Genomic DNA, 12,927 nt, shown 5'->3' on the forward strand with positions numbered 1-12,927 from the left:
CGGAGCCTCAGCCCCCGACGATGTCCGCCCAGGCTGTGCGGTCGACGATGAGCTGCCGCCACTGGCGCAGCGCCTTCGCGGCGCCGACGCCGAGCGCGCCGACCACCCGGTCACCCCGGCGAAACACGGCAATCATCCGGCGTTCGACGAGCGAACCCTCGAGGATCCGCACCTCGTCATACCCCTTGATCCACCCGTGCACCTGCAGCTTGAGGTCGTACTGGTCGGTCCAGAAGTAGGGCACCGAGGCGAAGGCATCCGGGGCTCCGTCGAGCAATCGACCCGCGACGTGCACGGCCTGCTCGGTCGCGTTCGTGCGGTGTTCGACCCGCATCGACTGGTCGAACGCCGGGTTGTCCCAGCGCGCCACATCGCCGGCGGCATAAACGCCGGACGCCGCGGACAGGTCAGGCGCACACTCGACCCCGTCGCCGAGCCGCAGCCCGCTGCCAGCCAACCAGCCGATCGCCGGGGTCGCGCCGATCGCGACGAAAACGACATCCGCCCCCAGCCGGGAACCATCGGCAAACTCGACGCCGGTCACCCGGCCGCCCGCTGACACCAGCGAGCGCACCGCGGACGCAGCTCCGGTCCGCAGCTCGACACCGTGAAGCCGATGCAGGGCGGCCACCTCGGCGCCGATCGCCGGGCCAAGCCCGCGTTCGAGCGGCGTCGGCAGCGCGTTCACCAGGGTGACGTCGAGTCCGAGCCCGACGGCAGCCGCCGCGACCTCCGTGCCGAGGAAACCACCGCCGACGATCACGAGGTGCCGCCCGGCGACGAGTTCTTCCTTCAGCCCGAGCGCATCGTCGATGGTTCGAAGGGTATGAACTCCCGCGAGGTGCGTCGAATCCGGCAGCACCCGTGGAGTCACCCCGGTCGCGACGACGAGGCGATCGAACGCGAGGTCCGTGGCATCCGACAGCGATACAACGGAACGACCGACGTCGAGCCCCGTCGCCGTGACACCCGAACGGATGCTCACCCCCAGGCTCTCGAGGTCGGCGTCGGTTTTCAGCGCGATGCGTTCGGGCGCCCACTCGCCGGTGAGCAGCTGTTTGGCGAGGGGCGGCCTGTCGTACGGCGGGTGGCGTTCACTGTCGACGAGGGTCAGTTCGCGGTCGTACCCGTTTCGGCGGAGCGCTGCGGCGGTGGTCAGCCCAGCGGCCGACGCCCCGACGATGACGACATGAGAGGGAGGGGCGTCGCTCACGACTCTTCGACGAGCCTCAGTGCTGCCGACGGGCAGCTGAGGACGGCGTCACGGACGGCATCGTGCTCATCGGCGCCCGGGTTGGCGTTCAGCAGAATGACCTTGCCCACCTCGTCGTCCTGGTCGAAAACGTCGGGCGCGATGGCTGCGCACACTCCGGCGGCAACACACACTTCGATATCGGCAATGACCTTCATCGGTTCCTCAATCCCCTCGAGGCCCGCACCAAGCGCGCCTCCTCCAATTCTGGCACTAGCCGGGACCCCGGGCGTGCGCTGCAGCCCGAGCTCGCAGCGCTTTCACACGGCCTGCCAGCCAGGTCGATGGCGGTGTGGCGGCTGGTAGGTTCTTTCTCGGCCGTCTGGGCCGCGAAGGGGAGACGGATGCGACAGCCACGAACGCGAGGACACTGGGCCTGGCTTGTCCTCATCGGCCTCGCCGCAGGGTTCCTGTCCGGCCTCTTCGGCGTTGGTGGCGGCATCCTGATTGTTCCCGCTCTTCTGCTCCTGCTCGCCCTTGACCAGCGCATCGCCGCGGGCACGTCGCTCGCCGCGATCGTGCCGATGGCATCCGTTGGTGTGCTCAGCTACGCACTCAGCGGATCCGTCGACTGGATCGCCGCGCTTCTCCTGATCGTCGGCAGTGTCGTCGGAGCGCAGATCGGCATCCGGCTGCTCAACCGTATTCCGCGGCGGGTCGTGACCTCGCTCTTTATCGGGTTTCTTCTCGTCGTGATCGCAACACTGTTCCTCGTCACACCGTCGCGTGATGCTTTTGTTGAGATCACGGTGCTCAGCGGGGCGGGGCTCGTGGTGCTCGGCCTTGGCACTGGCGTCCTTTCCGGTCTCCTCGGCATCGGTGGTGGCGTCGTGATTGTGCCGCTGCTGATCCTTCTCTTCGGCGCGAGTGACCTCGTCGCAAAGGGCACGTCGCTCGCCGTGATCATTCCAACGGCGCTCTTCGGCACCATCGGAAACTTCAGGCGGGGCAACGTCGACCTGCCGGCCGCCGCCGTGATCGGCGTTGCCGCCTGCACGACCACGGCCGCCGGGGTCGCTGTTGCCGCTGTTATCTCGCCCGCGCTCTCATCCGTGCTGTTCGCGATCTTCCTCGTTGCCATCGCTGTGCAGATGACGGTGAAAGTGCTTCGCTCGCGCTAGTCGTTCGCGGTGCTCGCCCCAGCTGGCGCGAACCGCTAGTTGATGCAGGCGGTTTCGCCGAAACTCTGGGGAGAGTTGGTCGGGGTGGGGGTCGGCGTCGGGTCCACGGGCGACTCGCTTGGCGGAGCTACTGGCGCGTTCGGGTCGGTCAACGTCGGGTTGTCGGCACCGACGGTGAGCGTGACGACCGTTGCGGATTCGGACTGAACGACCGACGCTCCCGGGTAGTAGCTCGAGAGCGCCTTGGCTTGCGCTTCCTGGCCCGCGGGATACGTGATCGTCGTCTTCGGAATCATCGTGCCAGAACCAGGCTCGGTGACGATGAACCCGACGGCCGCGAGGGCATCGGTGTTCCGTTGTGCTACCCCGGAGATGCCAGCACCGTTGACCACTTTGACCGTTGTCTCCGATGGTGCGGCGGCGACCGCAGCACCGTACGGGGTCGGCACTCCGGTCACTCCGGCGATAAATTCGGGCATCGCGGCGTGGTCGATGTCCACGACGGACAGTTTCTGTCGGCCAACCTTGATCATCGGCATGCCAAGGACGGGAATCGTGGCGGACTCGATGTTGTCCGGTTTCAGGTTGCGAAGCTGGGCGGCCAGATCGATCAGGTTGAGGCCTGGATCCATTTCGATCGACGAGGACACCGCGTCGAGTACCTTCTGGAGTTTGGCCGGGTTGAGGAGGGTGCCCGCCGACAGCATCTTGCGCGCCTCCACCGACAGGAAGTATTGCTGCCGAACTTGACGATCGAGGTCGCCGTTGGGCAAACCGTGGCGCTGCCGCACGAAGGCCAGGGCCTGTTGAGCGTTGAGTGTCGAAACGCCCGCGGGCAAATCGACGGTCGAGTAGGGGTCCTTGACCGCGTTGATCAGGCATACCTCGACCGGGCCGAGAGCCTCGACCACCTCGTAAAACCCGAGCAATGAGACTCTGACGAAGTGGTCGATGGTGAGGCCCGAGAGGTTCTGGATGGTCTGGATGAGTAATTGAGCGCCAGCCGCCTCGTTCCCACCCAGGCCGAAAGCGGCGTTGAGCTTGTTCTTGCCGTGGCCGGGGATATCGACCCATGAGTCCCGGGGGAACGAGAGCAGGGTGACCTTGGACCCGTCCGCCGGGATGTGCATCACGATCATCGTGTCGGTATTTACGCCACCGTCGTCATGTTCGGTCCCGAGCTTGGCCAGGTCTTCATCTGACGCCCCGGCCGGCCGGTGATCGTCGCCAACGAGAAGGATGTTCTGGCTCTTTCCATCGACGTCGTCTGCGTCGTCACCCGTCGACTGCGGGATGGCATCGATGTGCGTGATTCCCGTGACGAAGCGCTGGTAGTTGTAGAGCACGTAACCGCCGGAGACAACGAGGGTGAGCACCAGGCTGAACCCGAGCCACCGCAGCGCGACGACGCCCGCTCGTGGCTTTCTCCGGTGTGCGACGGGCCCGGAGGCGGGCAGGTGCAGCTCGTCGGTCATCGGACGACCCCCGGTCCCGCGCCGCGGTTGTCCGGCACGCACGGCGGAGGAGTCGGGGAGAGAGGAATCGTCACGAGCACACCCCAGAGTAGAGGCGCGTCCCTGAGAATTCGGGGAACGGGGGGGGGGGTGTGAACGGAGAACTGTGAAAGTTCTCCGTTCACACTGAAGTCCCTATCGTGGTCGGGGGCCCCTCTGTACGCTTTTGCCAGTCGTACGATGGGGGCGGCGCGCAACAGGGGGAGAAACCATGCCATCACTGGATGACCTGCTCGGCAGAATCCCGATAGCCGAGGTTGCCAACCGGCTCGGTGTCGACGAATCCACGGCATCCGCAGCCGTCGAAGAGGCTCTGCCCGCCCTGGTGAGCGCCCTCGAGACGAACGCTGAGGATCCGGCGGGCGCGGCATCCCTCGAGAAAGCGATCTCCGATCATTCGCCCGCTCTCGTCGACGGACCGGTCAACCTCGAGGAGGTCGACCCCGCGGACGGGGAAAAGATCGTCCGGCACATCTTCGGCGAGCACAGGGACCAGGTCGTCGCGACGCTCTCCGCGGGGACGGGGCAGTCTCGTGCGCCCGACGGTTCGGTCTTCAGTCAGCTGCTGCCGCTACTTGCACCGATCGTATTGAGCTACGTCGCGAAGCAGTTCTCGGACCGCAAACAGACGACCCGGACCGTGCAGCCTGTCGAGCCGATGCAGCCGCGCCAGCTGAAGCCGAAGGAGGAACCGACCGGCCTTGGCGGGGTACTCGGTGGCCTGCTTGGCGGCAACAAGCCGTCCGAGGAAAGCGGCGCCGGGATCCACGAGGTGCTCGGAGGGCTCCTCGGAGGAGGCGGAAAGACGTCGGGTGGAATCGGGGACGTGCTCGGCTGCTTCCTTGGCAGCAGCCGGACATAGCGAGATCGGGCGGAACGGTTCCACCTCCGACTCGGCGGTCTCTATTTCTGCGCCCTGGCTCCTCGGCTGTTGATTTTGCCGACCCACCGGCCCGAAATCCGCCTCACGGCCGGTACCCCTTGCGGAACCCCGGCGGGGCCGCAGGTTATGCCCGTGAGCGGCCGGACGAAGCCGCGCCCGGGTAGGCTGGGCTGGTGCCAGTAAACCCCGAACTTCAGGGTCGCGTGTTCCCGCCGGCCCCGCCATATCTCGTCGGGCTCGAGAAGATTCGCGAATTCGCGAAAGCCGTGTTCGCCACGAACCCGATCCACTTCGACACGGATGCCGCGCGCGCAGCCGGTCACGCAGACGTCGTTGCTCCGCCGACCTTCCCCGTCGTTGTGCAGGAGCAGACACTTGCTCAACTGCTCAGCGAACCGGATGCCGGCATCGACTTCTCGCGGGTCGTCCACGGCGACCAGCGGTTCAGCTTCTCCCGGCCCGTTGTCGCCGGCGACGAACTCACGGCGACGCTCGCGGTGACGAGCGTCAAAACCCTGGGCCCGCACGCCATGGTGACCGCTGAGTCCAACATGGTCGATGCCTCGGGAGCCCACGTCGTCACGGCGACATCCACCCTTGTTGTGCGAGGTGACGAATGAGTACCCCGACCCTTGACCAGCTCACCGTCGGTGACGTGATCGCCGAACGCGAGTTCCCGCTGACGCGCGATTCGCTCGTTCGGTACGCCGGAGCATCCGGAGATTTCAACCCGATTCACTACCGCGACGATGTTGCGGCATCCGTTGGACTGCCCGGTGTTCTCGCCCACGGCATGCTGACCATGGGATTCGCCGTTCAGCCGGTTGTCGACTGGGTTGGCGACCCCGCTCGCGTCGTTGATTACGCGGTGAAATTCACCCGGCCGGTCATCGTCGACGCGCAGGATGGCGCCCTCGTCACTGTGGTCGCGAAGATCGGTGCGATCGAGCCGGGTATTGCGCGCGTCGACCTCACGGTGAGCTTCGACGGCAAGACTGTCCTCGGCAAGGCCCAGGCGCGCGTTGCGCTCGGATAACCGCCGATGACGACACTCGCTGAACTGACGACCCTCCGGGTCGGTGGACCCGCCGCGCACACGGTCACCGCCACCACCCGCGACGAGCTTCTTCGCGCCGTCACCGCAGTCTGGGACGAGGGCGACGATCCGTTCGTGCTCGGCGGCGGCTCCAATGTGCTCGTCGGCGACGACGGCTACGACGGCACCCTCGTTCGCGTCGCGACGCGGGGTATCGAACAGGTCGGTGCCGCCAACGGGCGCGTGCTGCTCCGGGTGGAGGCCGGCGAGAGCTGGGACGACCTCGTTGCCTATGCCGTCGATCGCGGCCTCGCCGGAATCGAAGCGCTGAGCGGCATCCCCGGATCGTGCGGTGCCGGCCCGATCCAGAACATCGGGGCGTACGGGCAGGAGCTGTCGGCGAGTCTCATCGCGGTCGAACTGCTCGACCGTGAACACGGCGACCTCGTGCGCGTGCCGGCATCCGAACTGGGCCTTGGCTATCGCACGTCAGTGCTCAAGCGGCACGGCGGGGAAGCCCCGGTCCGTGACGGCGTTGTTGTGTCGATCGACGTTGAACTGACGGATGCCGGCGGGCTGAGCGCTCCTGTCGCGTACCCGCAGCTGGCCTCATCGCTCGGCGTCGAGCTTGGCACGCGGCTCCCGATCGCCGACGTTCGGCGCACCGTGCTCGAGCTTCGCCGGTCGAAGGGCATGGTTCTTGACCCGGCAGACCCTGACACTTCGAGCGCCGGATCCTTCTTCACCAACCCCATCGTCTCCGAGTCGTTCGCCCGGTCGTTGCCGTCGGATGCCCCGCGCTGGCCGATCGCGGATGACGACGCAGACGACGCGGTCGTCATCCCCCTCGGTGAGTGGACGGGCGAGGTCCCGCGCCCGTCGCTCGAGCATGACGCACGGGTCAAGCTCTCCGCAGCCTGGCTGATCGAACGCTCGGGCATCCGTCGCGGGTTCCGGTTGCCGGGCTCGCGCGCCGCAATCTCGAGCAAGCACACACTCGCCCTGACCAACACGGGTGGGGCGACGGCCGATGAGATCGCCGCGCTCGCACGCTACGTGCAGATGCGCGTCGGTGCGGAGTTCGGCGTCGTGCTGCAGCCCGAGCCGGTGTTTGTGAACGTCGAGTTCTAGGCGGGGGCTGCGCCGAACGCATCACTTGCGGTCGAGCGCATCAGTTGCTCGGGATGTTCTCGACCGGAAGTGATGTTCTCGGCGGGTGTTCACCCGTCGGCGGGTGCGCCTACCCGAACAGCTTCTGCAGCCGCTGGGCGCCCTCGAGCAGTGCGTCGTCACCGAGCGCGTAGCTGAAGCGCAGGTACCCCGACGGGCCGAACGCCTCACCGGGAACGGCGGCGACCTCGGCCTGATCGAGCATGAGATCAGCGAGCTCGAGCGAGGTCGTCGGCGTGACTCCGCCGAACTCCCTGCCGAGCAGCCCCGTCACATCCGCGTAGACGTAGAACGCGCCCTGCGGGGTCGGCACGGCAAAGCCGTCGATCTTATTGAGCTCGGAGACGATGAGCTTGCGGCGTCGATCGAATGCCAGCCGCATGGTCTCGACGTCGTCCTGGGGGCCCGTGAGCGCGGCAATCGCGGCACGCTGGGCGATGTTGTTGACGTTACCCGAGAGGTGCGACTGCAGGTTCGACAGCGCCTTGATGGCATCCGCGGGTCCTACGGTCCAGCCGACCCGCCAGCCGGTCATCGCGTAGGTCTTCGCGACACCGTTGACGAGCAGGGTTTGCTCGGCGAGAGCGGGAACCGCCTCGACGATCGACAGGGCCTTCACGCCGTCGTAGGTGAGGTTCTGGTAGATCTCATCGGTGATGACCCAGAGCCCGTGCTCGAGCGCCCACTCGCCGATGGCCTTCGTCTGCTCGGGCGAGTACACGGCACCGGTCGGGTTCGATGGCGACACGAACAGCAGCACCTTGGTGCGCTCGGTGCGCGCGGCCTCGAGCTGCTCGACGGTGACCTGGTAGCCCTGCGATGCGTCCGCGAACACCTCGACGGCGACACCGTCGGCGAGGGCAATGACTTCGGGGTACGTGGTCCAGAACGGCGTCGGCACGATGACCTCGTCGCCCGGGTTGAGCAGCACCTGGAACGCTTCGTAGACGGACTGCTTGCCGCCGTTGGTGACGAGCACCTGGCTCGCGCTCGCGGCAAGACCGGAGTCGCGCAGGGTCTTCGCGGCGATGGCCTCTCGCAGGTCGGGCAGACCCGCTGCCGGCGTGTACCTGTGGTTCTTCTTGTCGCTCGCGGCGGCAATCGCGGCGTCGACAATGTGCTGCGGCGTCCCGAAGTCGGGCTCGCCAGCGGCGTAGCTGATCACGGGGCGGCCCTGGGCCTGCAGCGCCTTGGCCTTCGAGTCGACCTTCAGCGTGGCTGACTCGGCGATGGCGGAAATCTTGGTGGAGAGTCTCGGTGTTGTGCTCACCCTAGAAGGGTACCGCCTGCCGTGCGGCCGTGAAGGTTGCAGCGAAGCGGTCCATCAGCGCCGCGTTGCCGGAGAGGATCCGCACGATTCCCCGGTCGATCGCCGCGTCCGCCGTCACCTCGCCCGTGATCACCGAACGGATGCCGTGACCCGCTGCGAAATCGAGGTCGGCGTCGATCGCACCCGAGGCGCCCGGTGAAATGTCGAGCGTCGGACCGTCCACCCTGGCGGTGAGGTGGACGCCACCCACCCGCACACCGTACGCCGTCGGTTCGTAGCTGCTGGCGGCATCCGTTCGGAACACGGATCGAAGATCGAGGGTCAGTGATTCCGCGGTGATGATGTCGTCGTCGTCGGCCGGTTCGCCCGCCGCGCTGAGCCCCCACCGGCTCAGTGCGAGGACGACCTGCTCGAGTTCACGGCCGGCATCGGTGAGGTCGTACACGACCGAGTGGTGGAGCGGGGCGCGGCGGATGACGCCGCCCTCCTGCAGCTCTTTCAACCGGGTGCTGAGGATGTTGGTGGGAATGCGCGGCAGCCCGGCCTTGAGATCGGTGTAGCGGCGTGGGCCGACGAGCAGGTCGCGAACGATGAGCAGCGCCCACCGTTCGCCGACCAGCTCGAGCGCACTAACCAGGCCGCTGTTCTGACCGTAATTGCGAGCTGTCATGGCGGGGCGCGCTTCAGGCCTCGACGCCCTGTTCTGCCATATAGGCTTCTGGCCCCTTCTCGACGGCAGCGGGTTCCATGTAGAGGAATCCGAGGAGGTTGCCGTCCGGGTCCTCGAGGTCACGTGAGTACATGAACCCGTAGTCCTGGGCGGCGCGCGGTTCCGTTCCCCCAGCCGCGAGTCCCTTCTCCATCATGGCGTCCACTGCTTCACGGCTCTCCCGGCTGAATGCGGTTGAGGCCTGCGCCGAAGTGGTGGTGTCGATGATCTGCTTGTCGGTGAATGTGGCAAAGAATTCATGCGTGAGGAACATGAAGTAGATGTTCGTGTCGACAACAACGCACGCGGCGTTCTGGTCGGTGAACTGCGGATTGATTGTCCAGCCGAGGGCCGAATAGAACGCTTTGCAGCGCTCAAGGTCCGTTGTGGGGAGGTTGACGAAGATGTCGGTCATGATGTCTCCTTTGACGTTCCGGCGGTGACGGTCACCGTCAGGAGCCATGCTTGCAAAAAGCAAGTAAGTCGTCAAGGCCCCCGTTTCCTGGAGTTCCTCCGCCTTCCGGTCGCGCAATTACGTCGAATGAAGCCTCCATAAGACGTAATCGCGCCACTGGAAGCGAACGGATGCCGTCAGGCGAGGTCGACGTCGGCGGCGCGGATCGCCTACGGCGCCTCGTCGACGACCGTCGTCGTCACGGCGGTGTAATACTCCACGGTTCCGGCAGGTATGGCATCCTGCGCAGCAGGAGTGAGTGAGCGTTCGCCGATGAACTGGCCGGTGTCCGGGTCGACGATGATCTCCGGGACCGTGGTGTCGGAGTCGATGCTGAATGCGATGCCGGTGCGCCCGTTCAGGGCAGCGTTGCCGTCAGTGATGCGGATGCCGGGCAGCAGCGCCAGGGCCCGGTACAGCGTGGAGCGCTGTTCCGCCGCCATCGTGCCGTCGCGGAGCAACTGTGCGGCGTACGAGAGAGCACCCGCGTCGGTGCCGTCGCCGTACGGCATCTCGTGAAGGAACGCCAGGGCATCCTCCGGGTCGCTCGGCACAACGGGCTCGTCGACCTCGCCGCCGAGTTCCCGGGCGTGGACGAAGTCTCCATCGGAATCCCGCGTGATACGGACGACCCCGTTCTCAACCGTGTTTGCCCAGTCACGCGCGGCTGCCGCGCGCGACGCCTCACCGTAGAACTCCGTGGCCGGCTGCGCGGTCACCCGCTGTACCCAACTGTCTCCGGGACTCGCAGGAACGAAGACCTCGGACACCGAGGTCGACCGGTACGCCGAGTACTCGCCGTCCGCGGCGATCTCGTAGGCCAGGAACGCCTCCTCGGTGGTGATCTTCAGGTACTGGCCCTCGCCAACCACCGGGTCCGACACGCGGATCGTCCGGTCCGCAGCGTTCCGCAGCGCCTCCGACGCCTGGGCGGCGTCCGGGCTGGGGCCGAACACGACGGTGCCGACGACGAGCGCGGCCGCGAGCGGCACCGCGATGAGGCCGGCGATCAGAGGTCGTCTGGGTGGCTGAGGGGACACAGGGTGCTCGACGGTGTCGACGAGGATGCGTCGGAGGGCGCTGGATTGTTCGGTGCCGAGGGAGGTCATCGGGAATCACTCATTTCGATCGAAGCGGAGGCGGTGTTATGGGTGGCGGATGCGGCGGCCCGGTTTGTCGCCGGAGCCAGCAGTTCAGGGGTGACGTCCCGGCGAAGGCGACTGGCCAGTGTCTTCTTGGCCCGGTGCAGCCGGGACTTCACGGTTCCGACCGGAACACCGAGGGCCTCGGCAGCCTCGGCTTCGCTGAAGCCCTCGATGACGCAGAGGGCGACAACGTCGCGGTGGTGAGTCCCGAGGTCACGGAGCGCCGTCATCGCGGCGCCGTCGTCGAGCATCAGCTCGGGTCCAGCCTGCGGGTCGGGGCGGGGAACGTGTTCGAGCAGGTTCCGGTACCGCCGGGCCGCCCGCGAGATGTTCTTCGACGAGTGGGATGCCGTCACGAGAAGCCAGGGCAGAAGTGACCCGTTCACAAAACGCACGTCACCGCGCTTGCGCCACGCTTCAAGAAAAGTGACCCCGACGACATCCTGGGCGTCGTCAATCGCGGGTACCATCGCGAGGCTGTGGCGGTAGACGCGCTGGCTGTGCCTGTCGAAGATGCGGGCGAAGGCCTCGCCGTCTCCGGCCACGACAGCGCGCCACTCGTCAGCGTCGCTCAGGGGAATACTCATACCTGTAGTGTCCGGCACGCCACGAAAGGTTCCATCGATCCCAAAGTTTTCTTCGGCGATCGCACAACGGTCCCCGCACGAGCGTGCGGGGACCGTTTGTCAGGGGCGACGCGGATGCCGTCAGGCGAGGTCGACGAGGTACCTCGAGTACGCACCCACCGTGAGGAAGGTCGGGAACTCGTCCTTCAGCGCGACGTCACGGAACACCTCTGCGGCGTCGTCGAACCGGTCGCCGTCGAACCTGTCGACCGACCCGAGCAGCTCAGCGAGGATGTCCTCGACCCGATCCCGGGTGACCGGGGCGCCGTCGTCGGTGCGCACGTCCTGGTGAATCCACTGCCAGATCTGTGAGCGGCTGATCTCCGCCGTCGCCGCGTCCTCCATCAGGTTGTCGATCGCCGCAGCGCCGACGCCGCGGAGCCACGATTCGAGATACCGAACGCCGATCGACACGTTGTCGCGAAGCCCGGCATCCGTCACCGCACGACCGATGTGCACATCGAGCAGTTGCGCCGCGGTCACCTCGACATCGTCGCGCTGGCGGTCGAGCTGGTTCGGGCGCTCGCCGAGCACGGCATCGAACTCACCGCGGGCCGTCTCGATCAGGTCGGGGTGAGCAACCCAGGTGCCATCGAAACCGTCGCCGGCCTCGCGCCTCTTGTCTGCCGAGACCTTCTCGATCGCGCGGGCGGTCACCTCGGGATCGCGGCGGTTCGGGATGAACGCGCTCATCCCGCCGATGGCGTGCGCGCCCCGCTTGTGGCAGGTCTTCACGAGCAGCTCGGTGTACGCCCGCATGAACGGAACGGTCATCGTCACCTCGCTGCGGTCGGGCAGAACGAACCGGGCACCGCGGCCGCGGTAGTTCTTGATGATCGAGAAGATGTAGTCCCAGCGGCCGGCGTTGAGCCCGGCGCAGTGGTCACGCAGCTCGTAGAGGATCTCGTCCATCTCGAACGCAGCGGGCAGGGTCTCGATGAGCACCGTCGCCCGGATGGTTCCGTGCGGGATGCCCGCGCGCTGCTCCGAGAAGGTGAACACGTCGTCCCAGAGGCGGGCTTCCTCGCTCGACTCGAGCTTGGCGAGGTAGAAGTACGGCCCGCGGCTCGCGTCAATGAGCGCCTGCGCGTTGTGAAAGAAATACAGGCCGAAGTCGACGAGGCTTCCGGATGCCGCCATCGAGTGACCGGCGGAGTCAACGAACCGAAGGTGCTTCTCGACGAGGTGCCAGCCGCGCGGTCGCATCACGATCGTCGGGGTCTCGCCCGTGGTGAGCGTGTATTCCTTACCCTCTGGGCTGGTGAAGTCGATCTGCCGACGGATCGCGTCGAACAGCGAGATCTGTCCGCCGATGACGTTCGCCCAGGTCGGGCTTGTTGCGTCCTCCTGATCGGCGAGCCACACGTTAGCACCCGAGTTGAGCGCGTTGATGGTCATCTTGCGGTCGGTGGGACCGGTGATCTCGACGCGACGGTTTTCGAGGCCCGGCCCCGCGCCGGCGACGCGCCACGTGGCATCCGCCCGGATCGATGCGGTGTCATCGCGAAACTTCGGGTCACGGCCGTTGCCGATCTCGAACCGGCGGCGCATGCGGTCGGCGAGCCGGTCGTGCCTCGGACCGGCGAAGCGCTGGTGAAGCTCGGCGAGGAACTGCAGTGCCTCGGGGGTGAGGATCTCGTCGAATCGTTCGTGCAGCCTGCCGACGACCTCGATGCGAGGGCCGGTGTCTGTGGGGGAGGTGGCTGGTGTCGTGGTCGTGCCGGGTTCGGTGAGCAGAGTGTTCATG

General features: G+C 66.6%; 14 protein-coding genes. 5 read left to right on the plus strand and 9 right to left on the minus strand.

From position 1 onward, the window contains the following. Positions 1–7: 7 nt before the first annotated feature. Both AC1C2N_RS01245 and AC1C2N_RS01250 read right to left on the minus strand, forming a co-directional pair. A complete protein-coding gene (locus AC1C2N_RS01245; protein WP_495432548.1) occupies positions 8–1,213 on the minus strand; it encodes an NAD(P)/FAD-dependent oxidoreductase in 1,206 nt (401 codons plus the stop codon). Then, positions 1,210–1,410, minus strand: a complete 201-nt coding sequence (locus AC1C2N_RS01250; RefSeq protein ID WP_483405220.1) for a ferredoxin — start codon at positions 1,408–1,410, stop codon at positions 1,210–1,212. Before AC1C2N_RS01250 ends, AC1C2N_RS01245 begins: the two co-directional genes overlap by 4 nt. Positions 1,411–1,536: 126 nt before the next feature. On the opposite strand from AC1C2N_RS01250, the gene AC1C2N_RS01255 reads away from it, so the two are divergent. Beyond that, complete coding sequence (locus AC1C2N_RS01255; RefSeq protein ID WP_495432549.1) at positions 1,537–2,373, plus strand: sulfite exporter TauE/SafE family protein; 837 nt, start codon at positions 1,537–1,539, stop codon at positions 2,371–2,373. A 35-nt stretch (positions 2,374–2,408) separates the two neighbouring features. Here AC1C2N_RS01255 and AC1C2N_RS01260 read toward each other — a convergent pair whose 3' ends face one another. Continuing rightward, on the minus strand, positions 2,409–3,848 hold the full coding sequence (locus tag AC1C2N_RS01260) for an LCP family protein (protein ID WP_495432550.1): 1,440 nt from the start codon (positions 3,846–3,848) through the stop codon (positions 2,409–2,411). 250 nt (positions 3,849–4,098) lie between these two features. On the opposite strand from AC1C2N_RS01260, the gene AC1C2N_RS01265 reads away from it, so the two are divergent. The 4 genes from AC1C2N_RS01265 to AC1C2N_RS01280 all read left to right on the plus strand — a co-directional run bounded on the left by AC1C2N_RS01265 (position 4,099) and on the right by AC1C2N_RS01280 (position 6,937). Then, complete coding sequence (locus AC1C2N_RS01265; protein ID WP_495432551.1) at positions 4,099–4,749, plus strand: DUF937 domain-containing protein; 651 nt, start codon at positions 4,099–4,101, stop codon at positions 4,747–4,749. Positions 4,750–4,943: 194 nt separating this feature from the next. Continuing rightward, complete coding sequence (locus tag AC1C2N_RS01270) at positions 4,944–5,390, plus strand: FAS1-like dehydratase domain-containing protein (RefSeq protein ID WP_495432552.1); 447 nt, start codon at positions 4,944–4,946, stop codon at positions 5,388–5,390. After that, positions 5,387–5,806, plus strand: coding sequence for a MaoC family dehydratase (locus AC1C2N_RS01275; RefSeq protein WP_483405225.1), 420 nt, complete (start codon positions 5,387–5,389; stop codon positions 5,804–5,806). Before AC1C2N_RS01270 ends, AC1C2N_RS01275 begins: the two co-directional genes overlap by 4 nt. Before the next feature lie 6 nt (positions 5,807–5,812). After that, the gene (locus tag AC1C2N_RS01280) at positions 5,813–6,937 is read left to right on the plus strand and encodes a UDP-N-acetylmuramate dehydrogenase (protein WP_495432553.1); all 1,125 of its coding nucleotides are present in this window, start codon (positions 5,813–5,815) and stop codon (positions 6,935–6,937) included. A 109-nt stretch (positions 6,938–7,046) separates the two neighbouring features. Here AC1C2N_RS01280 and AC1C2N_RS01285 read toward each other — a convergent pair whose 3' ends face one another. The 6 genes from AC1C2N_RS01285 to aceB form a co-directional block, all read right to left on the minus strand. Next, complete coding sequence (locus AC1C2N_RS01285) at positions 7,047–8,246, minus strand: pyridoxal phosphate-dependent aminotransferase (protein WP_495432554.1); 1,200 nt, start codon at positions 8,244–8,246, stop codon at positions 7,047–7,049. 1 nt (position 8,247) lies between these two features. Then, the gene (locus tag AC1C2N_RS01290; RefSeq protein WP_495432556.1) at positions 8,248–8,916 is read right to left on the minus strand and encodes a winged helix-turn-helix transcriptional regulator; all 669 of its coding nucleotides are present in this window, start codon (positions 8,914–8,916) and stop codon (positions 8,248–8,250) included. A gap of 13 nt (positions 8,917–8,929) precedes the next feature. Further along, positions 8,930–9,370, minus strand: coding sequence for a VOC family protein (locus AC1C2N_RS01295; RefSeq protein ID WP_495432557.1), 441 nt, complete (start codon positions 9,368–9,370; stop codon positions 8,930–8,932). 209 nt (positions 9,371–9,579) lie between these two features. Continuing rightward, positions 9,580–10,518, minus strand: coding sequence for a hypothetical protein (locus AC1C2N_RS01300; protein ID WP_495432558.1), 939 nt, complete (start codon positions 10,516–10,518; stop codon positions 9,580–9,582). Continuing rightward, complete coding sequence (locus tag AC1C2N_RS01305) at positions 10,515–11,141, minus strand: RNA polymerase sigma factor (RefSeq protein WP_495432559.1); 627 nt, start codon at positions 11,139–11,141, stop codon at positions 10,515–10,517. The genes AC1C2N_RS01300 and AC1C2N_RS01305 overlap by 4 nt, the downstream gene beginning before the upstream one ends. A gap of 120 nt (positions 11,142–11,261) precedes the next feature. Continuing rightward, positions 11,262–12,926: a malate synthase A gene (aceB, locus tag AC1C2N_RS01310; protein ID WP_495432560.1), complete on the minus strand. Its 1,665-nt coding sequence runs from the start codon at positions 12,924–12,926 to the stop codon at positions 11,262–11,264. Between the last annotated feature and the right edge of the window lies 1 nt (position 12,927).

The sequence above is a fragment of the Mycetocola sp. Y791 genome (assembly GCF_059445325.1).

Coding starts and splice junctions, on each gene's coding strand:
- AC1C2N_RS01250 (WP_483405220.1), bottom strand. CDS start 1,410: ATGAAGGTCATTGCCGATATCGAAGTGTGTGTTGCCGCCGGAGTGTGC.
- AC1C2N_RS01255 (WP_495432549.1), top strand. CDS start 1,537: ATGGCGGTGTGGCGGCTGGTAGGTTCTTTCTCGGCCGTCTGGGCCGCG.
- AC1C2N_RS01260 (WP_495432550.1), bottom strand. CDS start 3,848: ATGACCGACGAGCTGCACCTGCCCGCCTCCGGGCCCGTCGCACACCGG.
- AC1C2N_RS01265 (WP_495432551.1), top strand. CDS start 4,099: ATGCCATCACTGGATGACCTGCTCGGCAGAATCCCGATAGCCGAGGTT.
- AC1C2N_RS01275 (WP_483405225.1), top strand. CDS start 5,387: ATGAGTACCCCGACCCTTGACCAGCTCACCGTCGGTGACGTGATCGCC.
- AC1C2N_RS01280 (WP_495432553.1), top strand. CDS start 5,813: ATGACGACACTCGCTGAACTGACGACCCTCCGGGTCGGTGGACCCGCC.
- AC1C2N_RS01290 (WP_495432556.1), bottom strand. CDS start 8,916: ATGACAGCTCGCAATTACGGTCAGAACAGCGGCCTGGTTAGTGCGCTC.
- AC1C2N_RS01295 (WP_495432557.1), bottom strand. CDS start 9,370: ATGACCGACATCTTCGTCAACCTCCCCACAACGGACCTTGAGCGCTGC.
- AC1C2N_RS01300 (WP_495432558.1), bottom strand. CDS start 10,518: ATGACCTCCCTCGGCACCGAACAATCCAGCGCCCTCCGACGCATCCTC.
- AC1C2N_RS01305 (WP_495432559.1), bottom strand. CDS start 11,141: ATGAGTATTCCCCTGAGCGACGCTGACGAGTGGCGCGCTGTCGTGGCC.
- aceB (WP_495432560.1), bottom strand. CDS start 12,926: ATGAACACTCTGCTCACCGAACCCGGCACGACCACGACACCAGCCACC.